This window comes from Alsobacter sp. KACC 23698 (genome assembly GCF_045348435.1).
Taxonomy (GTDB): Bacteria; Pseudomonadota; Alphaproteobacteria; order Rhizobiales; family Beijerinckiaceae; genus Alsobacter.
Map to the genome: position 1 here is coordinate 331998 of NZ_CP157484.1, position 23075 is coordinate 355072.

Consider the following 23075-nt stretch of genomic DNA (forward strand, 5'->3'; position numbering starts at 1 on the left):
ATGTCCAGTTGATGGGTCTATCCGCGCCAGAAGCGCGGAATGAAGAGCACGAACAGTGTGAAGATTTCCAGGCGGCCCAGCAGCATCGTGGCGACCATGACCCCATAGGTCGCCGTCGGCAGGCCCGCAGAGGCGACGCCTTGCCCCAGCTGCGGCCCGAACCCCGGCCCCGTGTTGGAGAGCAGCGCAGCCGCCGCGGAGAGCGACGCCCCAAGCTCGAGGCCGGTGAGGTTCAGGGCGAGGGCGGCCGCCCAAAACGCCGCCACATAGGCGATGAGGAAGCTGACGACGGCCAGCGCCGTCCCGTTGTCCACCGGCGCGCCCTCGAAGGTCAGCGGGGTCACCGAATGTGGCAGCCTGATGCGGCGCAGCGCCTGCTTCACCGTCTGGCCGAGGATCAGGATCCGGAAGAGCTTCAGCCCGCCCGCCGTGGAGCCGCCGCATCCCCCGACGAAGAGCAGCGCAAACAGCACGGCCTGCGCGAACGGGCTCCAGGCCGCCCCGTCCGAGACCCTGAAGCCCGTGGTGGTGAGCGTGGAGACCGCGGCGAACAGCCCCTCCCGCAGCAGGCCGGGTCCCGGCGCTTCGCCGGACGCCGCCAGCGAGAGGGCGAGCAGCGCGGCGGCCGAAAGCCCGATGGCCCCGAAGGCGCGGATCTCATGCGAGCGCCAGGGCGCGACGCCGTCGCCGCGCAGGGCCCGGACGAAGACCGCCAGCGGCAGCGCCCCGGCGATCATGAACAGGATCGCGGTCCACTCCACGCCCGCGCTGTGAAAATGCCCGATGGAGGCGTCATGCGTCGAGAAGCCGCCCGTCGAGACCGTCGCGAGCGCATGCGCGACGGCGTCGAAGGCGCTCATGCCTGAAAGCCCGTAACAGGCCGCGCAGGCGGCGATCAGTCCCGCATAGGCGGCCAGCGTCCGTCCCGCCATGGTCCTGGCCCGGGGATACAGGAGCTCGCGCCGCGGCGCGGCTTCGACCCGGACGACCTGGGCGCCTCCCACCTGCAGGGCGGGGAGGATGACGACGCCCAGCATCAGCGCCCCGGCGCCGCCGAGGCCGTTCAGCATGGCCCGCCACAGCAGCGGTCCGGCGGAGAGCCCGTCGAGGCCCCGGATGGCCGTGCCGCCCGACGTGGTGAGGCCCGACATCGCCTCGAACAAAGCGGCCGGATAGGTCAGGGCCGTCTCGCCGAGCCAGAAGGGCGTCGCCGCGAACAAGGCGAGGACGAGCCACGCCATCGTGACGAACAGGAAGGCCTCTCGCACGCGGAAGGAGCGCGCCGGGGTTTCGCGCGTGGCGAGCGCGAGCGCCGCTCCGGCGAAGATCGTGAGACCGCCGGCGAGCGCGAAGACCCGCCAGCCCTCCTGGCCGGCCGCGAGGTCCGCCGCGGCGGGCGCGCCCATCAGGGCCCCGAGCAGCGTCAGCAGCAGGGCCACGGGATAGGCGACGGCGCGCAGGTCGATCACGGACAAACCGGTTCGGGACGGCGGCGGGATCCGGAAGCGCAGGGAGAGGCGGGTTTCGCGGATGGCGGGAGCGCCTGCGCCCTCCCATCGGAGACGCGCCGGGCCTTAGTGCATTACCCGCCTCTGGTTCGGGCTGTCGAGAGAGAAGGCCGGGATTTCCACGCCGAACATCTCGCCGGTCGCCGTCTGCATCTGGTATTCGCCCGACATGATGCCCTCGGACGTCTCCAGCGGGCAGCCGCTGGTGTATTCGAAGCGTTCGCCCGGGCCGAGCACGGGCTGTTTGCCGACCACGCCCTCGCCGCGCACCTCCTGAACGGCGCCCCTGGCGTCCCGGATGTGCCAGTAGCGCGACCGCAGCGTCACGGTTTCCTGGCCCAGATTGACGATCTCGACCGCGTAGGACCAGAAATACCGGCCTTTATCGGGGGAGGACTGCTCCTCCATATAGGCCGGCGAGACGGTGACCTGGATCTGGCGGGTGACGGCCCGATACATCGGCGAGCAAGCTCCTGCGACGCGCAGCGACAAAGACGCATAGCCTCTAGGCTGTTTCGCGTCGGATGGGAAACGTCCGGCTCGCGCCGTCAGCCTCGCGCCGCCTGGGTGAAGTCCGAGATCAGGTCCTCGGCGTGCTCCAGGCCCACCGACAGGCGCAGCAGGCCCGGCGTGATGCCGAGCTCGGACCGCGCCTCCAGCGTCAGCCTCTGATGCGTGGTGGTGGCCGGGTGGGTCACGATGCTCTTGGCGTCGCCGAGATTGTTAGAGATCCGCACCAGCCGCAGCCGGTTGCCGAACGCGAAGGCGCCGGCCTTTCCACCCTCGACCTCGAACGCGATCATGGTGCCGCCGCTGGCCATCTGGCGCTGCGCCAGCGCGTGCTGGGGGTGGTCCGGCCGCCCCGGATAGAGCACCCGCGATATGCCAGGAAGGCGCGCCAGCGCGTCGGCCAGTCGCGCCGCCGTGCGGGCCTGGCGCTCCACCCGGAGGCCCAGGGTTTCGAGCCCCTTCAGCAGCACCCAGGCGTTGAACGGCGACAGCGCCGGCCCGGTCTGGCGCAGGAGGTTGTGGATGTTGTCGTTGATGAACGACGCGGAGCCGAGGATCACGCCGCCGAGGCATCGGCCCTGGCCGTCGATGTGCTTGGTGGCGGAATAGACCACGCAGTCCGCCCCCAGCCGTAACGGCTTCTGGTGCATCGGGGTCGCCAGCACGTTGTCGACCACCAGCGTCGCGCCGGCCCGGTGGGCGATGTCCGCCACCGCCTCGACGTCGATGATCTCCAGGGTCGGGTTCGTCGGGCTTTCCAGGAGGAACGTCTTGGTGTTGGGCCGCGCCGCCGCCCGCCATTGCGCCAGGTCGGTCCCGTCCACCAGCGTGGACTCCACGCCGAAGCGCGGCAGCAGGTCCTCCACGACGTAGCGGCAGGAGCCGAACAGCGCCTTGGCGGCCACCACATGGTCGCCCGCCCGCACCTGGCCCATGAGGGCGGCCGTCACGGCGGCCATGCCGCTGGCGGTGGCGCGCGCGGCCTCGGCGCCCTCCAGCATGGCCATGCGCTGCTCGAACATCGCCACGGTGGGGTTGGAGAAGCGCGAATAGATGAAGCCGGGGTCCGACCCGTCGAAGCGCGCCTCGGCCGCCTCCATGGTGTCGTAGGCGAAGCCCTGCGTCAGGAACAGCGCCTCGGACATCTCGCCGAAGGAAGAGCGCGTCGTTCCGCCATGCACGAGCTGCGTGTCGGCGTGCAGGGCGGCGAGGTCGAGGCGGGGCTGGTGGTCAGGCGGCATCGCCGGTCTCCAGACATGAAAAAACCGGCCGGGTCGGGACCGGGCCGGGCATGCGCCGCCCCGGCCTTTTAGCAATTCGATCAGACGTGGCTGCAAGCCGGCCGGCGCAAAAGGACCACGATTTCCACACGTGCTTACGCCCCGCCCCGGCGAGCGTCAATGATCGGTTTGGCCTCGCGCGCCCGATGCGCTAGACGAGACGGAGGCCGGGCAGGACGCCCGGCGAGGACCGCGCCTTGATCTTCAAACCGGGCATTCTTCCCTCGCAGTCGATCGAGGCCCTCGCGGCCGCGGGCCGCCTTCGGTCCCACGAGCCTTGGGCCGCCGGGCAGATCCAGCCCGCCAGCCTGGATCTGCGGCTGGGGCGGCGCGCGTTTCGGGTCCGGGCCAGCTTCCTGCCGGGCCACAAGGCGAGCGTCGAGGAGCGCATCGAGCGCCTCTCGTTCCACGAGATCGACCTCGCGCGCGGCGCGGTGCTGGAGACCGGCGCGGTCTACATCGCCGAGCTGCTCGAGAGCCTCGACCTGCCGGCCGACCTCGCGGCGGGCGCCAACCCCAAAAGCTCCACCGGCCGCCTCGACGTCTTCACCCGGGTGATCGCCAACGGCGCGCGCGAGTTCGACCAGATCGCCGCCGGCTATTCCGGGCCGCTCTTCCTGGAGATCTCGCCGCGCACCTTTCCGGTGCTAGTGCGCACCGGTTCGCGCCTCTCGCAGCTGCGCTTCCGCTCCGGCGCGGTGCGGCTGGACGACGCCGAGCTCCTGGAGCTGCACCGCCGCGAGCGGCTGGTGACGTCCTCCGAGCCCTCCGTCCAGAGCGGCATCGCGGTCAGCGTCGACCTTTCGGGCTTCGGCGAAGGCCAGCTCGTCGGCTACCGGGCCAAGCGCTTCACCGGCCTTGTCGACGTCGACGCCGTCGGCACCTGCGACGCCGCCGACTACTGGGACCCGCTGCACCTCAAGGGCGAGGGCGAGCTTATCCTCGATCCCGGCCAGTTCTACATCCTGGCCTCCAAGGAGGCGGTCCACGTGCCGCCCGACTATGCGGCGGAGATGACGCCCTTCGACCCGCTGGTGGGGGAATTCCGCGTCCATTACGCCGGATTCTTTGACCCCGGCTTCGGCCACGCCGGCGCCGGCGGGTCGGGGAGCCGCGCCGTCCTGGAGGTCCGCTCCCGCGACGTGCCCTTCATCCTGGAGGACGGCCAGATCGTCGGACGGCTCGTCTACGAGCGCATGGCCGAGCGCCCCGCCGCCCTCTACGGCTCGGGCCTCGGCTCCAACTACCAGGCCCAGGGCCTGAAGCTCTCCAAGCACTTCCGGGCGCCCTGAACCCCGCTCTCCCCCATTGCGGCCCGCGCCGATTCCGCCCTATAAGGCTCAGGAGCGCGGGCGTAGTTCAGTGGTAGAACGACAGCTTCCCAAGCTGTATGTCGAGGGTTCGATTCCCTTCGCCCGCTCCAATCCATCATCGTCGACATGAGAACCGGGCGCTCCAGCGCGCGCGGCGTTCGCGCGTATTCTCCTTGATCGGCGCCCTGTGGGTTGCAAAAGTCTCTGGGTCCGACAAGGCGCCGAGCACGGGCGCCGGGACGGAGGAGACGAGCATGGATCGGCGACAGTTCCTGCATCGCGTCGGCCTGGGCGCCGCGGCCTTCGGCGCGGTCCCGTGGGCGGCGCGGATGGCCAGGGCGCAAGAGAGCGTGACGCTGCCGTTCGGCGCCGGCGAGCGGGCCTTGGTCGCCTATCCGCAGAAGCGTCCCCTGATCCAGATGACGGCGCGCCCGCCGCAGCTGGAGACGCCTTTTTCGGTCTTCGACGAGGGCGTGATCACGCCCAATGACGCGTTCTTCGTCCGCTACCACCTGGCCGACATCCCGCTGAGCATCGATCCCGACACGTTCCGGGTCGACGTGAAGGGCAAGGTCGATCGTCCGCTCTCACTGTCGCTGGCCGACCTCAAGGCGATGGAGCCGATCGAGATCGTCGCCGTGAACCAGTGCTCCGGCAACAGCCGGGGCTTCTTCGAGCCGCGCGTCGCTGGCGGCCAGCTCGCCAACGGCGCCATGGGCAACGCCCGCTGGCGCGGCGCGCCGCTCAAGGCCGTGCTCGACCGCGCGGGCGTCCAGGCCTCCGCCAGGCAGGTCGTCTTCGGCGGGCTCGACGGCCCCGTGCTGCCGGCCACCCCCGACTTCGTCAAGGCGCTCGACATCGACCACGCCCGCGACGGCGAGGTGATGCTCGCCTATGCGATGAACGGCGAGGACCTGCCCTTCCTGAACGGCTTCCCGCTGCGCCTCGTCGTCCCGGGCCGCTACGGCACCTACTGGGTGAAGCATCTGAACGAGATCGAGGTGGTCGACGGCGTCTATGGCGGCTTCTGGATGCAGTCCGCCTATCGCATTCCCGACAACGCCTGCGCCTGCGTGGAGCCCGGCAAGGCGCCGTCCAAGACGACGCCGATCCAGCGCTTCGACGTGCGCTCCTTCATCACCAACCTCGCGGACGGGGCGAAAGTGCCCGCGCAGGCGGACGTCCTGGTGAAGGGCGTCGCCTTCGACGGTGGCGAGGGCGTCACGGAGGTGCTCCTGTCCGCCGACGACGGCGTGAGCTGGTCCGGCGCCCGGCTGGGAGAAGACCTCGGCCGCTACTCCTTCCGGGAGTGGCGGGCCCAGATCCGGCTGCCGCCCGGAGAGCACGTCCTCAGGGTCCGGGCCGTGAACCGGATCGGCCAGTCGCAGCCCATGGAGCCGCTGTGGAACCCGGCCGGCTATATGCGCAACGTCACGGAACGCGTCCGCGTGCTCGCGGCCTGAGGAGATCCCATGCGCCTCTCCCTGAAGCTCTCCGCCGCCGCCATCCTGGCCTCCGGGGCCGTCGCCGTCGCCAAGCCCGTCGCCTACCAGCTGCCGCCGGAGACGGCGAAGCTGCGGCCGGGACCGGGCGTGGAAACCGCCCAGAACAACTGCACGGCGTGCCACTCCGTCGACTACATCGCCATGCAGCCGCCCAAGAAGGGCAAGGCGTTCTGGGAAGCCGAGGTCTCCAAGATGGTCAAGACCTACAAGGCCGAGATCCATGACGACGACGCCCGGGCCATCGTCGACTACCTGGCGGCGACCTACTGAACCGGGCGCTCCGGCGCGCGCGGCCTTCGTGTGTACGCCAGAGCGGGAAACTGCGCATATTTACAATCTCGCCGTGTGCTATGATCGGGCTCCCCTCAGCCCACAGGAGCCACGATGAGAGCGACCCTGTGTTTCCTCGGCGTGCTCGCCATGACGGCGCCGCTTCTGGCGGAGGATGCGCCTCGCTTCCAGAACCCGAGGCCGGCGGCGCGGATCTCCGATCCGTCCGTCCCGGCGCTGGGCGACATCATGCTGGTCGCGCAGCTGCGGCACATCAAGGTGTGGTACGCCGGCCGAAGCCGCAACTGGGCGCTGATGGCGCATGAGGTGCAGCGGCTCCAGGACGACCTGATCCGGGCCGCCTTGCTGTACGAGAACATCCCGGTCGAGGAGGTCGCCAAGACGAGCGGTCCCATCGCCACCATGCTGGCCGCCTCCAAGCGGAAGGATTCCGCCCAGTTCGACGCCGCCTATGCGGAGCTGACGAGCGCATGCAACAGCTGCCACAAGGCCGGAGGCGTCGATTACATCCGGATCCAGACGCCCTCCTCGTCGCCGTTCAGCGATCAGGCCTATCCATCCGCTCCTTAGGCCAGTCGACGCAAGGTGGCCCGGGCCGCAAGCCACCGGGGCGCTGTCGTGGGAGGTCGCGATGTTCAAGGACAGGGTCGACGCCGGGCGCCGGCTTGCGGCGGAGCTCTTGCGCCTCAAGGCAGAGACGCCGCTCGTCTATGGACTGCCGCGCGGCGGCGTGCCGGTCGCGGCCGAAGTGGCGCGCGCGCTGGGCGTCCCGCTCCACGTCCTCCTCGTGCGCAAGATCGGCGCGCCGGGCGAGCCGGAGCTGGCGCTGGGCGCGGTCGCCGACGGCGACCCGCCCCTCGTCGTCTGGAACGAGGCGCTGGTGCGGGAACTGGGCCTGGACGAACGCCGCAAGGCCGAACTGGCCCAGGAGGAGCTCGCCGTGCTGGAGCAGCGGCGCCGCCGCTTCGCGTCGCTGCCGCCCCGGCCGTCGGCCAAGGGCCGAACCGCGATCGTGATCGACGACGGTCTGGCCACCGGCGCCACCGCGCGGGCGGCGCTCCTGGTCCTCCGGGCCGAGCGGCCGGCCCGCCTGGTCCTCGCCGCCCCGGTCTCGTCGCCCGAGGCCGCGGAGGAGCTCGCCGACGACGCGGACGAGGTCGTCTGCCTGGAGGCGCCGGCGCTCTTCCGGGGAGTGGGCGCCAGCTACCGGGATTTCGGCCAGACGAGCGAAGACCAGGTGATCGCGCTGGTGAGGAGCCTTGGCCGGCGCGGGTGATCTCCGGGGCGCCCCCGGCGCCCCCCGCCCGAGCCGTTTGAAAAGGAAAAAGGCATGAAGGATCGCGGCGCCGCGCCGGCCAAGATCGAAGCGCTGGCCTCATCCCAGGCTCCGGCCGCCCTGTCGGCGGCGCCCCTCGGATCCGCGCTCCCCGCCGGCGCGCCGGCGGCGTTCTGGACCCAGTCGCCGGAGGCGGTCTGCGCGTCGCTGGGCTGCGGCGCGGAGGGACTGAGCGCGTCCGAGGCGCGCAGCCGGCTGGACCGGTACGGTCCTAACAGCGACGCCGAGACGGCGAGCGAAACCTGGGTCCACGCCGTCCTGCGGCGGCTGCTCGAACCGCTGTCGCTGATCCTGCTCGCCGCCGGCGTCGTTTCCGTCGCCACGGGCGACGAGGTCGGCGGCGGCATCATCGTCACCATCCTGGCGCTCTCGATCGGGCTGGACACCGTCCAGGAAGGACACGCCATCAAGGCCGCGGACGTGCTGCGCCGGTCGGTGGCCCTGAAGGCGGAGGTCAAGCGGGACGGCGCCTTCGTCCAGGTCGAGGTCGATCAGGTCGTCCCCGGCGACGTCCTGCGGGTCCGCGCCGGCGACATCATCCCCGCCGACGCGCTCGTTCTGACGTGCTCGGCCTTCACGGCCGGCGAGGCGGCGCTCACCGGCGAGCCCTATCCGGTGGAGAAGCGGGCTGGACCGGTCCAGGCGGACGGCCCCGACAGGGCGTCCAACGCGCTGTTTCGCGGCGCCGTGGCGCTCACGGGCGAGGCCAGCGCGCTGGTGGTGCGGACGGGCGGCCGCACGGTCTTCGGGGCCGCGGCCGCCGCGCTGGCGACTGCCCAGACTCCTTCGCCCTTCCAGCGCGACCTGCACGCGTTCGGGCTGGCCATCGCCCGGCTGACGCTTGGCCTCGTCGTGGTCGTGCTGGCCACCCGCATCCTGGCGGGGCGCGAGCTCCTGGGCTCGCTGATGTTCGCGGTCGCCCTCGCGGTGGGGCTCACGCCTGAACTGCTGCCCATGATCACGACGGTGACGCTGACGCGCGGGGCGCTGCGGATGTCGCGCCGGAAGGTCATCGTCAAGCGCCTGGCCTCCATCCACGATCTCGGCGCCATGACGGTGCTGTGCACCGACAAGACCGGCACGCTGACCTCGGCGGAGATCCATCTGGACCGCAGCCTCGGCCCGGACGGGGCGGAGGATCCACGGCCGGCGCGCCTCGCCGCCGTGGCCGCCGATCTCGGGGGCGACCGCGGCGCGCTCGACGCGGCGCTGCTCGCGGGCGCGACCACGGCTGCGCAGGGTTGGTCGCTCAAGGGGCGCCGCGCCTTCGACTTCGCCCGCCGCACCGGCTCCATCCTCGCCGACGGCCCCGAAGGCGAAACGCTGATCGTCAAGGGCGCGCCCGAGGCGGTGATCGCGCTCTGCGCCGCCATGCGCACGAGCGCGGGGCGGCAGGACATGGACGAGGCGCGGCGCGCCGACGCGCTGGCCCGCGTCCACGCGCTCGCGAAGGAGGGATTGCGCAGCATCGCGGTGGCGTCCCGCCCCTGGACGAAAGCCTCGCAGGACGTCGCGCCCGAGGACGAGAAAGGCCTGGTCTTCGAGGGCCTGTGCGCCTTCGCGGACCCTCCCAAGGCGACCGCCATGGCGGCCATCGCCCGGCTTGCGAAGGCCGGCGTGCGGTTGAAGATCCTGTCCGGCGACGATCCCGTGGTGGTCCAGCATGTGGCCGGCCTGGTCGGGATGAGCGCCGGGACGGTCCTGTCGGGCGAGGACGTCGCCGCGCTGAGCGACGACGCGCTCGCGGTCCAGATCCAGACCGTGGATGCATTCGGCCGCCTGGCCCCGGACCAGAAGTCCCGGATCGTCAAGGCGCTGCAGTCCAGGGGCTCGATCGTCGGCTACCTGGGCGACGGCATCAACGACGCGCCCGCCCTCAAGGCCGCCGATGTGGGCCTCTCCGTGGACGGCGCGACCGGCGTCGCGCAGGCGGCCGCGGACATGATCCTGCTCGCGCCGGACCTCGAAGTCGTCGCCGACGGCGTGGAGGAGGGGCGGCGGACCTTCGCCAACATCCTGAAATATGTGCGCATGGGCGCGAGCTCGAATTTCGGCAACATGCTTTCGATGGCGGTCGCCTCGATGGCGCTGCCCTTCCTGCCGATGCTGCCCACGCAGATCCTGCTCAACAACCTGCTCTACGACCTCTCCGAGATCGGCATTCCCTTCGACGGCGTGCGGGCCCAGGCCACCGCCCGGCCGCAGGTGTGGGACATGCGCGGGCTCGTCCGCTTCGCCGCCGTAATGGGGCCCTTGTCGTCGCTGTTCGACGCGATCACCTTCGCGGCGCTCTATGGGCTGTTTCGCGCCTCGCCCGACGAGTTCCGCACGGCCTGGTTTCTGGAATCCATGGCCACGCAGATCCTGGTGATCTTCATCATCCGCACCAATGGACGGCCCTGGGCCGATCGTCCCTCCGCCGGGCTGGCGGCGTCGTCCCTCCTCGCCCTCGCGGCCGCGATGGCGATCCCGTTCACGCCGCTGGGGACCTGGTTCGGCTTCCAGCCGCCATCCCCGGCCGTGCTGGCCGGCGTCGCCGCGATCGTGGCGGTCTATCTCGTGGCCGCCGAAGCGCTGAAGCCGATGGCCCTGCGCAGGACCCCGGAGCGCCCGGGACGGCGGACGCGGTAGGGCGGACGATCCTGCGGGATCGATGTCGGGTCAGGCGCGGCGGTCGAGGTCCTCGAGCTTCTTCTGCAACGTCGTGAGAAGATTCTGCTGCTCCTCGATGCGCGTGGCTGACCGGTCCTCGTCGCCCGCGCCCGAATAGGCCGCGGACTGCTCGATGAGGTCGCTGATATTGGCCCTGACGATCGCGATCTGCGCTTCCAGAGCTGATTTCTCGTTGCTGTGGTCCATGGTCGCTCCCCCGGTGACGCCCGCAAGCCTAAGCCTGCGCTTCGCGCTCGTCACGCCCATAGGTTGTCCAGGCCTGCCGGGCGGACGCCCGCCGCCCGCCTGGGCGGGGCTGGATCAGAGATCCGGCACATAGCCCAGGCCCTCACGCTCGACGTCGAGAGGGGGCTGCCCAGCCTTCTGGGCGATGATCGCGTCCGCCGCCGCGCGGTCGATCGCTTTGCCGGCGAGGGCGGCGCCGGCCAGCAAGGCCGTCATGCGGGGCGCGGCGACGCTGCTTCCTCCCTGGGCGACCGCTGACCCCGTCCGGGTTCCCGACGCGATCACTCCCCGCCGCACGCTGGATCGGTCGCTGGTCATCAGGCAGTCCGGACCGGTTCGAGGGCCCGGCGGCCCGACTGCGCTGGGAGACGCCGGGCCGGCGGACGAATAGCGCGCCACATGCCGGCCTTGCCGCCTCGCGGCGCCGACGACGACCGGCGACGGCCCTGTCGCCAGCGTATTCAGCGTCCCGCGCCGCTTCACGACGCTGCTGTTGTCGACCTCGACGGGCCGGCCCTGCAGGTCGAAGCGCTCATAGTCGGGCGCGTCGAAGTAGGACTGTCGCCCGCGCGTGGGGTAGCCGTAGGGCGTGTCGTCCCGATGCACGCGCGCGTGGATCTCCTCTGTCGGCGCCAGCGCGTGATTGGTCAGCCTGATCGTCCACACGCCGCTCGGGGCCACCCATTGGGCGTTGTCGGGACCCTCATGGGCGAGGCTGAACGTCCGCCTGACGAAGAGGGTGAAATAGCCCCGGCCGGCGTTCGCGTCGAAGGCGTAGGCCACCTGGTAGACGACCGTCTGGCTGCTCTTGGCCTGCTGCGGCGGGCCGCCCTCCAGGATGGAGAGAGGCTTGCCGCGCGGCGGCGTCAGTGTGAGGCCGATGCGCCCCGATGGCGCGCCGGGCGGCATGTAGATCTCCACGACGCTCGACGTGCGGTCGTCTGGCAGCACGCGCCATGGCAGCGAGACCGTCTCGCCGATGGCCTGGAACGCGATGCAGGCGTGCAGCCGGTCGAGGAAGCTGTTCCCGGCCGCGATCACCACTGTCGCATCGACGCCGTGCGCGGCCTTGTAGGCCGCGGTCAGCTCCTCGATGGAGCGCTCGATGGTCCCCCTCCCGTCATGCGAGCCGGCCGTGGTCCCGTAGCTCAGATTGATGATCACCGGCGCGGGCGCCGAGCCGATCTGAAGCGCCCGCGTCAGAATGTATTTCAGGCCCTCCACCACGAAATACTCCAGCTGGGCGGAGGCGGGGATGCCCGTCACGGTCAACGGCAGCTGCACGGCGATGATCCTGCGCGTGGCTGCTTGCGGGTCGTCGGGCGCGAAGCCGGCGGCGAGGTCCAGCACATGCGTTCCGTGCGCGCGTCGCCACGACACCCCCTTGTGCCCCGGGGTCGCCGGATCGGTGAGGCCAGCAAGCCGGTACGCCTCGTCCTCGTCGACCTCGCCCCCATGCGTGCATCGGGCGATGATGTCGTCGATGCCGCCGGGCCCGGTCCGGACGATCTCGCGTCCGTGCAGGAAGCCGGGAGGCGGCGTTCCGATCCCGTCCTGCATCCAGAAATACTCGACGCGGCTTCCGTTCGTGTCCCGGAAGCGCTGGTGGGCGAAGGCGAGCCCATCGTCGATGATGCCGACGATGACCTGCGGCGGCGTCGCCACGCCCGCGCTCTGCTGGGCGGCGACGGCCTGCGTCGGCCCGGGCTTGGTGCGTCGGAGGGGCTGCGCGGCGGCCTGCGCGGGCTTCTCGCCGCGCCGCGACACCGCCAGCATGGCGTCGGAGAGGGGCGGCGACACGGCCGCCCGAACGACCTGTCCCCGGTAGTGTCGGGAGACGACGCGCATGAAGGTCCGCACAAAGCTCCGGGCCACCTGGACCGTGACGACGCCTGGCTCCTTTCCGTCGAAGGTCGGCTCCATGTCCGCCGGCGTGACGCGAACATTGTCCAGCCACAGCGCGCGTTGCCGCTCGGCCCGGATCACGTCCTTGGCTTCCGCGAAGTCGATCGCGCGAAGGCCGCTCAGTTCGAGGGTCATCGGGACCCAGCTGATCGTGTCGTCATCCCGGAAGAACTCGTCCGGCGCCGCCAGCAGGTTCCAGAAAACCGACGGCGGAAACGGGCCGTCCTCGAACCGCTCCGCTTCGCTCTCGCCACGCTTCGCCATGCCGGCCTCCTGTGCGTCGTGCCCGGGCTCCCGTCAGCTCCATTCCTTGAGGGCTCGTGTCCAGAGCCACTCCAGCGCGGGCGAAGACGAGGCGAGGGGCTGGGCGCCCGCCGAGACCACGTAGGGCGCCGCCGCGATCTGCTGGGGCAGGGTCGTGTCGAACAGCGTGTGCCAGTTGAAATCCGCCTTGGCCGGGTACGCCGACCCGTCGAACGACCACGCCTCGTAGCCGTTCAACGCCGCGCAGCGCCGCGCGAAATAGTGGCCCAGCGTCAGTCCGAGCATCGCGCCGGCGACGCTGTCCACGGGGAAATGGACGCCCGCCACGGTCCGGTTGATGGCGATCCGCGCCGCGGTGCGCATCAGCATCTGGCCGAAGACCTCCTTGCCGTAATGAGTCGGATGGGCCGTCCGCAGCAGGGTCCACAACACGGCGGCCGAGGCGAAGGCTTCGGTCGCGTGTCCGCTGGGCAGCGAACCATGCGCCGGCGTCAGGACCATGGGCTGGATCTTGGGCGAGAGCTCCACCGGGCGACGGCAGGCCAGCGCGTGCTTCACCCGCATCTCGACCACATTGGCCAGCCGCAGCGCGGTGGCGATGAGCTCCATCGTGTAGGGGTTCCGGTCCGGGTGAAGGAACACGATCGAGCTGAAGAACGCGCCCGGATTGGACATTTGCTCCAGGATCTCGGAGGCGCGGTCGGGCCGCAGATCGGCGTGATCGTTCACCAGGTTCAGCTGCTTAAGGAAGATCGCTTCGGTCGGCCGCTTCAGGGAGACCAGGGGCTGGTAAGTCGCAGTGGGCGGCGAGCCGGCCTGCGGCTGGATCTCCAGGTGCCACACGCGCATCACGTGCTTGCTGGCGCCCTCGGTCCCGAAGCCCAGCCGCGACATGACCTCGGCGTCGAAGACGGCGGCCCTCACCCAGGGCGACCAGTGATGCAGGTTCTTCGGGTCCTCGACGGCCAGCGCAGGCGGCGGCGTCGCGCCGGCCTGCCAGGCGCCCACGACGCCGTCGCGGGAATGGATCAGGGCGTCCGCGCCCAGCGGGCCGTCATACGGTCCGGAGCCGCCGACGCCGCCGACGCCGCCGACTCCCCCGACCCCGCCGACGCCTCCGACTCCCCCAACGCCGCCGACCCCGCCGACGCCGCCCACGCCCCCGACGCCGCCAACCCCTCCGACGCCGCCAACCCCTCCGACGCCACCTAAAAGCGAGAGCAACGACATGGTCTGTCTCCCCGTTCCGGCCTAAGCCGGCATATGTTCAGGCGGGCACGCCTGCGTGTCCGAGAGCCTCGGCCCATTCCTGGCCGATGGCGAAGTCGGCGCTGGGCGAGCGCTCGCGCCAGCTTCTGATGGTGAGGGACGGGTCGAGGCTCATGAGCCCCTGCACGGTCTTGCGCGCCTCGTCGTGCTGGCCGAGGCTCCACTGGGCGATCGCCAGGGCGCGCCAGGTCGAGGTGTGCGTGCGGTTGGCCTTGAGCGAGCGTTTCGCCGACTGCAGCGCCCGCGTGAACTGGTGCGCCGCCAGATAGGACGTGGCGGCCAGGCTGTCATAGAAGTACCGGTGCGGATCCAGCGGCGACAGCCGCAGCGCATGCTGGGCGGCGGCGACGGCCGGTTGCCCCTCGCCCCGGAAGGCGTGAAGGGTTCCCTTGAGCAGCCAGGCCAGGGAGTCGTTCGGATTGGCCTCGATGGCCCGCTCGTAGCGGCTCTGGGCGACGTCGAGCTTCTTCAGCAGGTTGGTGTGTACGAACCCGTCGATGGCGAGCGCCAGCGAGCAGTTGGGGTCGGCGTTGAGCGCCAGGCTGGTGCAGCGCAGGGCCTGCCGGGCGTCGTCGACGGGATCGGGCGACCAGCCCTGCTGCACCCGCAGCACGTGCCATTTGGCGAGCCAGGCCTGCGGGACGGCCTGCCGGGTCGCGCGCTCTATCAAGGCGTCGAGCATGCGCCGGGCCCTGGCGAAGTCGGGCGGCGACAGCCGGTGCATCAGCGATACGGCGCCGAGCAGGAGCGTGTAGTTCTTCAGCGTCGGCAAGGGTTGGGTCTGGGCGCTCAGAGCCTCGCGGGTCATCACCGCCGCGCTGAGCTCGGCGATGATCTGGTCGATGAACTCGCGCTTGCCGCGCAGGATGGCGTTCAGCTTCGCCCTATATTGGCGCGACTGCGCCACCTGGCCGGTGAGGGCGTCCGCGATCTCCACATTGAGGATCAGCGCTCCCTGCTGGGTGCGGTAGTCGCCCGACACGATGTAGTTGGCGTTGAGCCTCCGGCCGATCTCCTGGACCTGCAGGCCGCGGTCGCGGAAGGCCGTCGTGGACAGCCGCGAGATGACGCACAGCTCCTGTGAGCGCGACATCTCGCTGATCATCTCCTCGGCCAGGATCTCGCCGAGCATGAAGTGGTCCTGCTGCTCGTTGAGCGAGGAGAACGGCACCACCGCCAGCGACGGCATCAGGTCGCGCAGGGGCGGGCCGGCGTCGGGCCGGGGCAGGGGCCCGGGGGGCCCCACCCGATAGGCCCGCACGGGCGTGTTCACATGGCGCAGGTAGCAGTCGCCCAGATCCTCGATCTCGGCGTCCAGCACGGGAGTGATCTGGGCCCGCACCCCGGCCGACGCCACGACCTCGCCGGGCGCGGCCAGCGTCGCCAGGCGGGCGGCGCGGTTGACGCCTCGCCCGAAGACGTCGCCCTGGCCGCGGATCACGTCGCCGGTCTCGATGCCCACGCGCAGCAGGATGTGCTGGTCGGGCGCGTAGCCGGCGTTCCTCTCCAGCGCGGACTGCTGGATCCAGAGCGCGGCTTTCACCGCGCCCTGCGCGTGGTCGAACTCCAGGAGCATGCCGTCGCCGAGGCTCTTGACCAGCTGGCCGCCGCAGACCGGAAGAATCTCGTCGGAGACATGCTCCATGAACGCCAGCCAACGGCCGATGAGTTCGTCCTCGTGCTGCTCGACGAGGCGCACGGACTCCACCATGTCCACGACCACGAGGGATCGGGTCGCATGGGTCAGGGTTCGAAGATCAGTTCTGGAGAGGTTGACCGTCAACCGACGTCTTTCCTCTGTTGGTCCCGTACGGGAGAAGATCCGTGAACTCTGACGTCTTTCACCACCCTCGGCAAGTTAGCTGCTTCACACATGCCAACAGTGTGACGCGGGTCACTTGACAGGGGCGCCCCTTTGCTGTGCACGTTATCGTTTAGCCGGCGACGCGACACATCATCGTTTTCAACGACCCTGAGCGTCGCCGGTCCAAACGAGACGAGAGTACCTCCTTGGCGACTCAGGTGCGCTCTTGATCCTCCTGCGGCCCTTTCAGTCGCCCGCGACTGAGGCGTCGCTGACCGAAGCGGTCAGGTCGGCCCTGGGCCGGCGGCTGAAGAACTACCCGTGGAGCTTCGAGGCCAGCGTCGAGGGCAGCGTGCGGCCGCTGACGCAGGACACTTGCGTGCTGTCCGCCTTCCTGGTGGACCGGGCGAGCGGCTCGGTCATCGCCGCGGTGCGCAGCCGCGACCGGTCCGGCGACGCGCGCCGGATCGCCGAGGCCTTCGCGTCCAGCGCCGAGGCCGCGTTCAGCAGGTTCAGCCAGGACGGCGCCGCGGGCATGCGCCCGACCTGACGGCGCGGCGCGGCTCTGCAGCCGGCATCCAATCGACGCCGTCGCGCGTTCACCCGTCGAGAGACCGCGATCGGAGACGGGATGCCTTGGCTCTTGGAGTATGCCGCTGGCGCCCTCTGCGTCGTCCTCGTGCTGTCCGACATCTTCCGCACGGTGCTGCTGCCGCGGCCGACCCACCGGGCGCTGCGGCTCGGCCCCATCCTGGGGCGCAGCGTCGGACCGCTCTGGCGCGGCCTCGCCGGCCGGATGCGCTCGCCCCGCGCCCGCCAGACCTTGCGGGCCAGCCTCGCGCCCCTGCTTCTCGTCGCCTCGATCCTGATCTGGGTCGCGGTCCTGATCCTGGGCTACGCGGCCATGCTGCACGCCCGCAGCTTCGACATGCAGCCGCCCCCCGGTTTCGGCGACGCGCTATTCCATGCCGGCTCGGCCTTCACCACCATCGGCTTCACGAGCGTCGGCATCTCGGGACCGAGCCGCGTCACGGTGGTGCTGGCCGGCATGACGGGGCTCGCCGGCGTCACCATCCTGGCCACCTTCATCCTGTCGGTGCAGAGCTCCCTGCAGGACCGCGAGGTGCGGGTGATCCAGATCGGCGTGATCACCCGGGCGCCGCCGACCGGCGTCGCCCTCCTGGTCGGCATCGGCCGCAACGACAGCCATGACCGGTTGGCCGTCGTGTTCAGGACCTGGAACGACTGGGCCGCCGACGTGCTCCAGAGCCACCGCGCCAACCCGATCCTGATGCATTTCCGCTCCGCCGAAGAGGATTGCGAATGGCTCGCCGCGCTCGGGGCCGTGCTGGACGCCGCCAGCATCGTGCTCGCGGTCGCCGACGAGGACCGGATGAACGCGGCCTCCTCGGCCGCGCGGGAGTTCCTGCTCACCGGGACGCATGTGCTTCGCCAGCTCGCGGCCATCTTCCGGGTCGAGGGCGGGCTCGACGCCGCCGAGCCGGGTTCCTCGCGTCGGTGCGAAGCCCGGGAGCTGGACAGCGTGCGCGACGCCCTCGCCAAGGCCGATTACGCGGTGGCCGCCGGTCCCGAGGCCCTCGACAGGCTGAACCGGCTCCGCTCGGCCTATCTGGACGACCTCTGCGCCCTGGCGGAGCGCTTCGACATTCGCATCGAGCGCGACATCGCGGCGCGAGGCGCGGGTCGGGGAGGGCCGCTGCAGGCCGGGAGCGGCTTCGATCCCGCCGGCTGAGCCCGCCGATCGGTTTCGATGATCGGTGCGTTCACGCTTTTGCATTGTTCCGCCGCCCGATCCGGGAGCATGGTCCCGCCACTGGAGAATCCCATGCCCGGCGCGTTGCCTCTGCCGCACATCCTGCTCGCTCTGGCCGTCGTGGCGGTGTGGGGGACCAATTTCGTCGTCATCCGTGTCGGCCTCAGCCATCTCCCGCCCTTGACCTTCGCGACCTTGCGTTTCGCCTTCGCGGTGGTTCCGGCCATCGCCTTCGTGAAGCGGCCCGCCGTGCCGTGGCGTCACCTGGCGGCCTATGGGGTGCTGATCGGGGCCGGCCAGTTCGGGCTTCTCTTCATCGCCATCAACGGCTTCATCTCGCCGGGGCTGGCCTCGCTGGTCGTGCAGGCGCAGGTTTTCTTCACCATCGGGCTCTCCATGGCGCTGAACGGCGAGCGGGTGCGCCTCTATCAGGTCGTCGCGCTGCTCCTGGCCTGCGCGGGCCTGGCGGTGATCGCGTCGCATGTCGACGCCAGCACCACGCCGCTGGGCCTCGGCCTCGTGTTGCTGGCCGCCGCATGCTGGGCCGCCGGCAACATGGTGGCCAAGGCGAGCGGCCGGGTGAACATGGTCGCCTATGTGGTGTGGTCCAGCCTTTTCGCGGTGCCTCCCCTGGTGGCGCTGTCGCTGGCTTTCGAGGGCTGGCCGGCCATCGCCCACGGGCTGGCGGCCGCCGGACCGGAGACCTGGGCCGCGGTTCTGTGGCAGTCGGTCGGCAACAGCCTGTTCGGCTACGCCGCCTGGGGCTGGCTGCTGGCTCGCCACCCGGCCGCGACCATCACCCCGATGGCTCTGCTGATCCCGGTCTTCGGCCTCGGCGCTTCGGCGCTGCTGCTGGGCGAGCCGATGCCGCCCTGGAAGCTGGCCGCCACCGCGCTGGTGGTCGGCGGCCTGGCGATCGGCCTGCTCTGGCCGCGGCTGTCGGGCCTGCGCGAAGGGCGCGCCGCCGCCGACCCGGCCTCCGCGCCCCGCTGAGCGCGGCCGACGCATCGCCATCGCGTCCGGAATGGGCCATCATCGCGGCCCCGCCGCCCGCGAAGGCCCCCCATGCTCCTCTCCTACACGCAGAACCTCGAGGACTATCATCTCTCCCTGGCCTTCGCCGGCCAGGCGACGGGCTTCTACATCGACGTGGGCGCCGGCCACCCGGTGGCCGACAACGTCACGCAGTTCTTCTACGAGCGGGGCTGGCGCGGGATCGTGGCCGAGCCCCAGGCCGATCTGGCGGCGCTCTATCCGCTGCTGCGCCCGCGCGACGTCGTCCATGCGGGCCTCGTGGGCCGGCAAGATGGCGAAACGGCGTTCCACCAAGTGGACCGCCTGCATGGCTTCTCCACCACCGTCGAGGAGCACGCGCGCGGGGCGGAGGCGTTCGGGGCGACCTACAGGACCGTGCGCCTGCCCTGCCTGGCGCTGGCGAGCCTGTGCGAGCGGCACGGGGTCACGGCCATCGACATCCTCAAAATCGACGTCGAGGGCGCCGAGGCGGACGTGCTGGCTGGCAATGACTGGGGCCGCTTCCGGCCGGCCGTGGTCGTCGCCGAGGCGGTGACGCCCGGCGCCGGGGACGAGGCCTGGCAGGCCTGGGAGCCGGCCCTGCTGGCGCAGGGCTACCGGTTCCGCCTGTTCGACACGTTGAACCGCTTCTACGTGGCGCAGGAGCGGCCGGAGATCTTCGAGCGGCTTCCCGCCGAACGGGCCGACTGGTCCTCCGCGACCCACATGTACGAGATCGGGCGCGCCCCGGAGAACCCCGCCCATCCCGACCACGCGCTCGCGGCCGCGCTCGCCCGCGGGCTCTGGGCCGATCTTCCGCACCTCGACAGGGCCGCCCTGGCGCGCATGCTGGTGCGCGGGCGCGGCCAGGAGGCGACGCCCGAGGCGCTCGCGGCGGCGCGCGCCGAGATCGACACGGACGCGTTCCGGGCCGCGCTGGGCCGCATCGCCTGCGGGTATGACGGCGGGCAGATCCATCCCGATTGAGCGCCGGCGCCTATCCCCCATGCGCGGCCCGGCTGTCCGGCGGGGCCTGCTCGCGCTCCCTCATCCCGTAGTCCCTCGCCACTGCGGCGACGCGCAGCCGGTAGTCGCGGAACACCGCGTTGCGGCCCTTGGCCTGCGCGCCCCGGTGCCGCTCGCGGGCGCGCCACGCCGCCACGGCCTCCTCGTCGCGCCAGAACGAGAGGGAGAGCAGCTTGCCGGGCTCCGTCAGGCTGCTGAACCGCTCGACCGAGATGAACCCGTCGATGGCCTGCAGGTCCTCGCGCAGCGACGCCGCGATGGCCAGATAGGCGTCGGTCTGGCCCTCCGCGGGCCAGACCTCGAAGATCACCGCGATCATGCCGCCGACCCTCGCGCGTGGGGAGCGGACGCCAGCCGCAGGAAGGTGCGGTCCTCCTTGCGGATGAAGCGCTCCTTGCGGGCGAAGGCGTAGTTCTCCCGTCCCAGCGGATCGTCGCGCAGGCGCGCCCGATAGGCCTCGTAGGCGGCGAGGCTCTCGACCGAGTAGACCCCGTAGGCCGTCGTGCTTGAGCCTTCATGCGGCGCGAAATACCCGATGAGATCCGCCCCGCAGCGCGGGATCGCCTGGCCCCAGTTGCGGGCGTAGGCCTCGAAGGCCTGCGTCCCGAACGGATCGATCTCGTAGCGGATGAAGCATGTGATCATGGTCGGCTCCTGTCGTGATCGATCCTGACTAACGCGTGGGCGGCGCGATGGCTTCGGTCCCCACCGTAGCGTCGCCGCCTCCGGACGGGCATGCTGGCGGCGGGCCTCTTCCGCGGTCCGCACCGGAGGACCTCCCATGCCCACCACCGCCGCTTTCGCCGCCACTGCGGCGCTCGTCGGGGATCCGGCGCGGGCCGGCATGCTCTGCGCCCTCATGGACGGCCGCGCCCTGACCGCGACGGAACTCGCCCAAGTCGCGGGCGTCACGCCCCAGACCGCCAGCGGCCACCTCGCCCAGCTCACCGCCGCCGGCATGCTGGCGATGGAGCGCCAGGGCCGGCATCGCTACCACCGGCTGGCCTCGCCCGCCGTCGCCGCCATGCTCGAAAGCATCATGGCGGCTTCGACGGGGCTGCGCGCCGCCGTCGCGCCGCCCCGGCCCGCCGCGGTCCGCGACGAGGCGCTCCGGCGCGCCCGCACCTGCTACGACCACCTCGCCGGACGCGTGGCGGTCGGGATGGCGCAAAGCATGGCGGATCGCGGCCATTGCGAGTTCGGCCCCGACGGCGCGGCCATGACGCCCGGCGGCCTCGCCTTCCTGCGCGATCTGGGCGTCGTCCTGGAGGCGGACGGTGCGCCGGCGCGGCGCAGGGCGCGGGTGTTCTGCCGCCCGTGCCTCGACTGGACCGAGCGCAAGCCCCACATCGCCGGCCGGGTGGGCGCGGCGCTGTGCGAAGCCTGCTTCGCGCAGGGCTGGATGCGCCGCCTGCCCGGAACCCGGGCCCTGGAGGTGACCCCGGCCGGCCGGCGCGCGCTGGCCCGCGCCTTCGGCGTCGAGGCCTGAACCCACGCCTTCGCCCCGACCGGTGGAACCCGCATCCGCGCGGGCGCTTGTACAAGCGCTGCGGGCGCGCGATGACTGGGCATGACGCCGAACACCGAGATCGAGCTGAAATTCCTGCTGCGCCCCGGCCGCATGGACGCCCTCCTGCGGGCGCCGGCGCTGCTGGCGGCTGGCGACCCCCAAATCTCGAACCTGCGCGCCGTCTATTTCGACACGCCCGACCTGGCGCTCCGCCGCAAGGGCGTCGTGCTTCGCCTCCGCCATGACGGTCGGCGGACCGTCCAGACCGTCAAGAGCGCCGGGACGGCGTTGGGACGCGGCGAATGGGAGAGCGTCGTCGCGGGCGACCAGCCCGACCTCGCCGCCGCAAAGGGCTCGCCCGCCGAGATCCTTCTCGACAAGAGCCGGATCCGCAACGAGCTGCGTCCCGTCTTCACCGTGGAGGTCGAGCGCCGGACGCTGCTGCTCGAACGCGACGGCTCCCTCGTGGAGGCCGCGCTCGACACGGGCGTGATCCGGGCCGGGGACGAGGAGCACGCTCTGTGCGAGCTCGAGCTGGAGCTGAAGCGTGGCTCGCCCGAGGCGCTCTTCGCGGCGGCCCGGGAGATCGCGCCTCACGGCCGCGGCGTGCTCTCCTTCACGAGCAAGAGCGAGCGCGGATACCGGCTGCTGCGGGGCGAGCTCGGTGCGCCACGCAAGAAGCCGGCCTTCGATGTCTGCGAGACGATGTCGGCCGGGGAGGCCGCGTTTCATATCGGCCAGCGCTGCGCGGCCGCCCTCTTCGACAATTGCGAGCTGCTGCTGGCGACCCGCGATGTGGAGGCGCTGCACCAGGCGCGCGTGTCGGCGCGCCGGTTGAGGGCGTTCTGGTCCCTGTTCGGGCCCGTGCTGGACGGCGCTCACGGCGATGCGCCCGAGGAGGGCCTGAAATGGATCTCCGGCCTGCTCGGCGAGGCGCGGGACCTCGACGTGTTCCTGGCCGAGACCCTGCCGGCCGCCCGGAACGCGCACCCCGACGCCGCCGGCTTCGACGGCCTGGAGCGCGCCATCTCGGACCGGCGCGACGCGTCCTACGACGCGCTGGAGCAGGCGCTCGAGTCGGAACGGTTCCTGGCGATGAGCCTGGACCTCGCCCGCGCGCTGGCCGCCGACGGACTGGACGCTGGAATGCGGAGCCGGCCCGTGCTCGACGTCGTCCGCGGCGCGCTGGACCGGCGCCTGCGCAAGGTCCTGAAGCAGGGCGACGACCTCGCCGCTCTGGACGCAGACGAACGCCACCGCGTCCGCATCAGGGCCAAGAAGCTGCGCTACATGGTCGAGCCCTTCGAGGGCCTCGCGCCCCGAAAGGATTTCAAGAGGCTCCTGGAGGGCTTGAACGACCTCCAGGACGAACTCGGCGCGATGAACGACGTGCGCGTCAGCGCCGCCCTGATGACCGGATTGGCGCAGGATGCAGCCGGGATCCACGATCCCCGGACCCTCTTCGCCGCCGGCCTGATCGCGGCGGCCCCGGCCGCCGGCGCCCACACCCTCCTGAAAGGCGCGCAGGCCGCCCATGACGGGCTCCGCCGCGTCACGCCGTTCTGGTCGGCCTGACGCGCGGCCTCTTGAGGTCAGGTCGTGCGGTGACGGCGAACGACGCGTTTCTTGCGCGGCTTCGCCTGGTCGACCACTCCGCCCGGCGCCGCCACGACCGCGCCGGCTCCGGCGCCCACCACGGCCCCGACCGGGCCTCCCACCACGGCTCCGCCCACCGCTCCGACGGCGGTCCCCGTCGCTTGCTGGCGCGTCGCGCAGGCGGCGGCCGAGAGGCAGATGAAGGTGGCGATGAGCAGGCTGCGCATGGGGGAAGCTCCTGGACGTGAAAGGGATCGACGAAGAGCCAACGC

Annotated in this window: 23 protein-coding genes, 1 tRNA gene and 1 riboswitch; of the genes, 14 read left to right on the top strand and 10 right to left on the bottom strand. The window is 71.3% G+C overall.

Going from position 1 to position 23075, the window contains the following annotated elements:
- Positions 1-17: 17 nt before the first annotated feature.
- The 3 genes from ABEG18_RS01485 to ABEG18_RS01495 form a co-directional block, all read right to left on the bottom strand.
- Entirely contained in the window at positions 18-1469 is a 1452-nt protein-coding gene (locus ABEG18_RS01485) for a TrkH family potassium uptake protein (protein WP_406856332.1), read from the bottom strand.
- Positions 1470-1574: 105 nt separating this feature from the next.
- On the bottom strand, positions 1575-1967 hold the full coding sequence (gene apaG, locus ABEG18_RS01490; protein WP_406856333.1) for a Co2+/Mg2+ efflux protein ApaG: 393 nt from the start codon (positions 1965-1967) through the stop codon (positions 1575-1577).
- Positions 1968-2056: 89 nt separating this feature from the next.
- Positions 2057-3259: an O-succinylhomoserine sulfhydrylase gene (locus ABEG18_RS01495; protein ID WP_406856334.1), complete on the bottom strand. Its 1203-nt coding sequence runs from the start codon at positions 3257-3259 to the stop codon at positions 2057-2059.
- A gap of 48 nt (positions 3260-3307) precedes the next feature.
- A riboswitch (SAM riboswitch) is annotated at positions 3308-3388 on the bottom strand.
- Positions 3389-3495: 107 nt separating this feature from the next.
- Here ABEG18_RS01495 and ABEG18_RS01500 point away from each other — a divergent pair.
- The 7 genes from ABEG18_RS01500 (at position 3496) to mgtA (ending at position 10374) form a co-directional block, all read left to right on the top strand.
- A complete protein-coding gene (locus ABEG18_RS01500; RefSeq protein WP_406856335.1) occupies positions 3496-4590 on the top strand; it encodes a 2'-deoxycytidine 5'-triphosphate deaminase in 1095 nt (364 codons plus the stop codon).
- Positions 4591-4646: 56 nt separating this feature from the next.
- Positions 4647-4721 (top strand) — tRNA-Gly (locus ABEG18_RS01505).
- 144 nt (positions 4722-4865) lie between these two features.
- Complete coding sequence (locus tag ABEG18_RS01510; RefSeq protein WP_406856336.1) at positions 4866-6074, top strand: molybdopterin-dependent oxidoreductase; 1209 nt, start codon at positions 4866-4868, stop codon at positions 6072-6074.
- A gap of 9 nt (positions 6075-6083) precedes the next feature.
- Complete coding sequence (locus ABEG18_RS01515) at positions 6084-6386, top strand: cytochrome c (protein WP_406856337.1); 303 nt, start codon at positions 6084-6086, stop codon at positions 6384-6386.
- 114 nt (positions 6387-6500) lie between these two features.
- Positions 6501-6977, top strand: coding sequence for a hypothetical protein (locus ABEG18_RS01520; RefSeq protein WP_406856338.1), 477 nt, complete (start codon positions 6501-6503; stop codon positions 6975-6977).
- 61 nt (positions 6978-7038) lie between these two features.
- Positions 7039-7683 carry a phosphoribosyltransferase gene (locus ABEG18_RS01525; RefSeq protein ID WP_406856339.1) on the top strand — a complete coding sequence of 215 codons (645 nt, stop codon included), beginning with the start codon at positions 7039-7041 and terminating at the stop codon, positions 7681-7683.
- Positions 7684-7737: 54 nt separating this feature from the next.
- On the top strand, positions 7738-10374 hold the full coding sequence (gene mgtA / locus ABEG18_RS01530; RefSeq protein WP_406856340.1) for a magnesium-translocating P-type ATPase: 2637 nt from the start codon (positions 7738-7740) through the stop codon (positions 10372-10374).
- Positions 10375-10404: 30 nt separating this feature from the next.
- Here the strand turns inward: mgtA and ABEG18_RS01535 are convergent, their stop codons facing one another.
- The 3 genes from ABEG18_RS01535 to ABEG18_RS01545 all read right to left on the bottom strand — a co-directional run bounded on the left by ABEG18_RS01535 (position 10405) and on the right by ABEG18_RS01545 (position 13818).
- On the bottom strand, positions 10405-10602 hold the full coding sequence (locus ABEG18_RS01535; RefSeq protein WP_406856341.1) for a hypothetical protein: 198 nt from the start codon (positions 10600-10602) through the stop codon (positions 10405-10407).
- A 114-nt stretch (positions 10603-10716) separates the two neighbouring features.
- A complete protein-coding gene (locus tag ABEG18_RS01540) occupies positions 10717-12810 on the bottom strand; it encodes a S8 family serine peptidase (RefSeq protein WP_406856342.1) in 2094 nt (697 codons plus the stop codon).
- Between the two features lie 33 nt (positions 12811-12843).
- Positions 12844-13818, bottom strand: a complete 975-nt coding sequence (locus ABEG18_RS01545; protein WP_406856343.1) for a phosphatase PAP2 family protein — start codon at positions 13816-13818, stop codon at positions 12844-12846.
- A 15-nt stretch (positions 13819-13833) separates the two neighbouring features.
- Here ABEG18_RS01545 and ABEG18_RS01550 point away from each other — a divergent pair, with 15 nt between their 5' ends.
- Positions 13834-14022 (top strand): hypothetical protein, encoded by a 189-nt coding sequence (locus tag ABEG18_RS01550; RefSeq protein ID WP_406856344.1) that lies wholly within the window; start codon positions 13834-13836, stop codon positions 14020-14022.
- 55 nt (positions 14023-14077) lie between these two features.
- Here ABEG18_RS01550 and ABEG18_RS01555 read toward each other — a convergent pair whose 3' ends face one another.
- The gene (locus ABEG18_RS01555; RefSeq protein WP_406856345.1) at positions 14078-15862 is read right to left on the bottom strand and encodes an adenylate/guanylate cyclase domain-containing protein; all 1785 of its coding nucleotides are present in this window, start codon (positions 15860-15862) and stop codon (positions 14078-14080) included.
- A gap of 247 nt (positions 15863-16109) precedes the next feature.
- On the opposite strand from ABEG18_RS01555, the gene ABEG18_RS01560 reads away from it, so the two are divergent.
- From ABEG18_RS01560 to ABEG18_RS01575, 4 genes are all read left to right on the top strand, one after another.
- On the top strand, positions 16110-16433 hold the full coding sequence (locus ABEG18_RS01560) for a hypothetical protein (protein ID WP_406856346.1): 324 nt from the start codon (positions 16110-16112) through the stop codon (positions 16431-16433).
- 81 nt (positions 16434-16514) lie between these two features.
- A complete protein-coding gene (locus ABEG18_RS01565) occupies positions 16515-17636 on the top strand; it encodes a hypothetical protein (protein ID WP_406856347.1) in 1122 nt (373 codons plus the stop codon).
- Positions 17637-17729: 93 nt separating this feature from the next.
- Positions 17730-18650 carry an EamA family transporter gene (locus ABEG18_RS01570; RefSeq protein ID WP_406856348.1) on the top strand — a complete coding sequence of 307 codons (921 nt, stop codon included), beginning with the start codon at positions 17730-17732 and terminating at the stop codon, positions 18648-18650.
- A 72-nt stretch (positions 18651-18722) separates the two neighbouring features.
- Positions 18723-19658 carry an FkbM family methyltransferase gene (locus ABEG18_RS01575; protein WP_406856349.1) on the top strand — a complete coding sequence of 312 codons (936 nt, stop codon included), beginning with the start codon at positions 18723-18725 and terminating at the stop codon, positions 19656-19658.
- 10 nt (positions 19659-19668) lie between these two features.
- Here ABEG18_RS01575 and ABEG18_RS01580 read toward each other — a convergent pair whose 3' ends face one another.
- The gene (locus ABEG18_RS01580) at positions 19669-20016 is read right to left on the bottom strand and encodes an antibiotic biosynthesis monooxygenase family protein (RefSeq protein ID WP_406856350.1); all 348 of its coding nucleotides are present in this window, start codon (positions 20014-20016) and stop codon (positions 19669-19671) included.
- Positions 20013-20342, bottom strand: coding sequence for an NIPSNAP family protein (locus tag ABEG18_RS01585; RefSeq protein ID WP_406856351.1), 330 nt, complete (start codon positions 20340-20342; stop codon positions 20013-20015). Before ABEG18_RS01585 ends, ABEG18_RS01580 begins: the two co-directional genes overlap by 4 nt.
- Positions 20343-20478: 136 nt before the next feature.
- Here ABEG18_RS01585 and ABEG18_RS01590 point away from each other — a divergent pair, with 136 nt between their 5' ends.
- Positions 20479-21186, top strand: coding sequence for an ArsR/SmtB family transcription factor (locus ABEG18_RS01590; RefSeq protein WP_406856352.1), 708 nt, complete (start codon positions 20479-20481; stop codon positions 21184-21186).
- Between the two features lie 81 nt (positions 21187-21267).
- Positions 21268-22782, top strand: a complete 1515-nt coding sequence (locus ABEG18_RS01595) for a CHAD domain-containing protein (RefSeq protein ID WP_406856353.1) — start codon at positions 21268-21270, stop codon at positions 22780-22782.
- Positions 22783-22799: 17 nt separating this feature from the next.
- On the opposite strand, the gene ABEG18_RS01600 is transcribed toward ABEG18_RS01595, so the two are convergent.
- Positions 22800-23030: a hypothetical protein gene (locus tag ABEG18_RS01600; protein WP_406856354.1), complete on the bottom strand. Its 231-nt coding sequence runs from the start codon at positions 23028-23030 to the stop codon at positions 22800-22802.
- Between the last annotated feature and the right edge of the window lie 45 nt (positions 23031-23075).

Excerpts from the sequence above, each read along its gene's own strand:
- ABEG18_RS01525 (WP_406856339.1), top strand. The coding sequence starts at position 7,039 with ATGTTCAAGGACAGGGTCGACGCCGGGCGCCGGCTTGCGGCGGAGCTC.
- ABEG18_RS01510 (WP_406856336.1), top strand. The coding sequence starts at position 4,866 with ATGGATCGGCGACAGTTCCTGCATCGCGTCGGCCTGGGCGCCGCGGCC.
- ABEG18_RS01520 (WP_406856338.1), top strand. The coding sequence starts at position 6,501 with ATGAGAGCGACCCTGTGTTTCCTCGGCGTGCTCGCCATGACGGCGCCG.
- ABEG18_RS01550 (WP_406856344.1), top strand. The coding sequence starts at position 13,834 with ATGGATCAGGGCGTCCGCGCCCAGCGGGCCGTCATACGGTCCGGAGCC.
- ABEG18_RS01535 (WP_406856341.1), bottom strand. The coding sequence starts at position 10,602 with ATGGACCACAGCAACGAGAAATCAGCTCTGGAAGCGCAGATCGCGATC.
- ABEG18_RS01595 (WP_406856353.1), top strand. The coding sequence starts at position 21,268 with ATGACGCCGAACACCGAGATCGAGCTGAAATTCCTGCTGCGCCCCGGC.
- mgtA (WP_406856340.1), top strand. The coding sequence starts at position 7,738 with ATGAAGGATCGCGGCGCCGCGCCGGCCAAGATCGAAGCGCTGGCCTCA.
- ABEG18_RS01495 (WP_406856334.1), bottom strand. The coding sequence starts at position 3,259 with ATGCCGCCTGACCACCAGCCCCGCCTCGACCTCGCCGCCCTGCACGCC.
- ABEG18_RS01590 (WP_406856352.1), top strand. The coding sequence starts at position 20,479 with ATGCCCACCACCGCCGCTTTCGCCGCCACTGCGGCGCTCGTCGGGGAT.
- ABEG18_RS01580 (WP_406856350.1), bottom strand. The coding sequence starts at position 20,016 with ATGATCGCGGTGATCTTCGAGGTCTGGCCCGCGGAGGGCCAGACCGAC.
- ABEG18_RS01565 (WP_406856347.1), top strand. The coding sequence starts at position 16,515 with ATGCCTTGGCTCTTGGAGTATGCCGCTGGCGCCCTCTGCGTCGTCCTC.
- ABEG18_RS01575 (WP_406856349.1), top strand. The coding sequence starts at position 18,723 with ATGCTCCTCTCCTACACGCAGAACCTCGAGGACTATCATCTCTCCCTG.
- ABEG18_RS01540 (WP_406856342.1), bottom strand. The coding sequence starts at position 12,810 with ATGGCGAAGCGTGGCGAGAGCGAAGCGGAGCGGTTCGAGGACGGCCCG.
- ABEG18_RS01585 (WP_406856351.1), bottom strand. The coding sequence starts at position 20,342 with ATGATCACATGCTTCATCCGCTACGAGATCGATCCGTTCGGGACGCAG.
- ABEG18_RS01600 (WP_406856354.1), bottom strand. The coding sequence starts at position 23,030 with ATGCGCAGCCTGCTCATCGCCACCTTCATCTGCCTCTCGGCCGCCGCC.
- ABEG18_RS01570 (WP_406856348.1), top strand. The coding sequence starts at position 17,730 with ATGCCCGGCGCGTTGCCTCTGCCGCACATCCTGCTCGCTCTGGCCGTC.
- ABEG18_RS01515 (WP_406856337.1), top strand. The coding sequence starts at position 6,084 with ATGCGCCTCTCCCTGAAGCTCTCCGCCGCCGCCATCCTGGCCTCCGGG.
- apaG (WP_406856333.1), bottom strand. The coding sequence starts at position 1,967 with ATGTATCGGGCCGTCACCCGCCAGATCCAGGTCACCGTCTCGCCGGCC.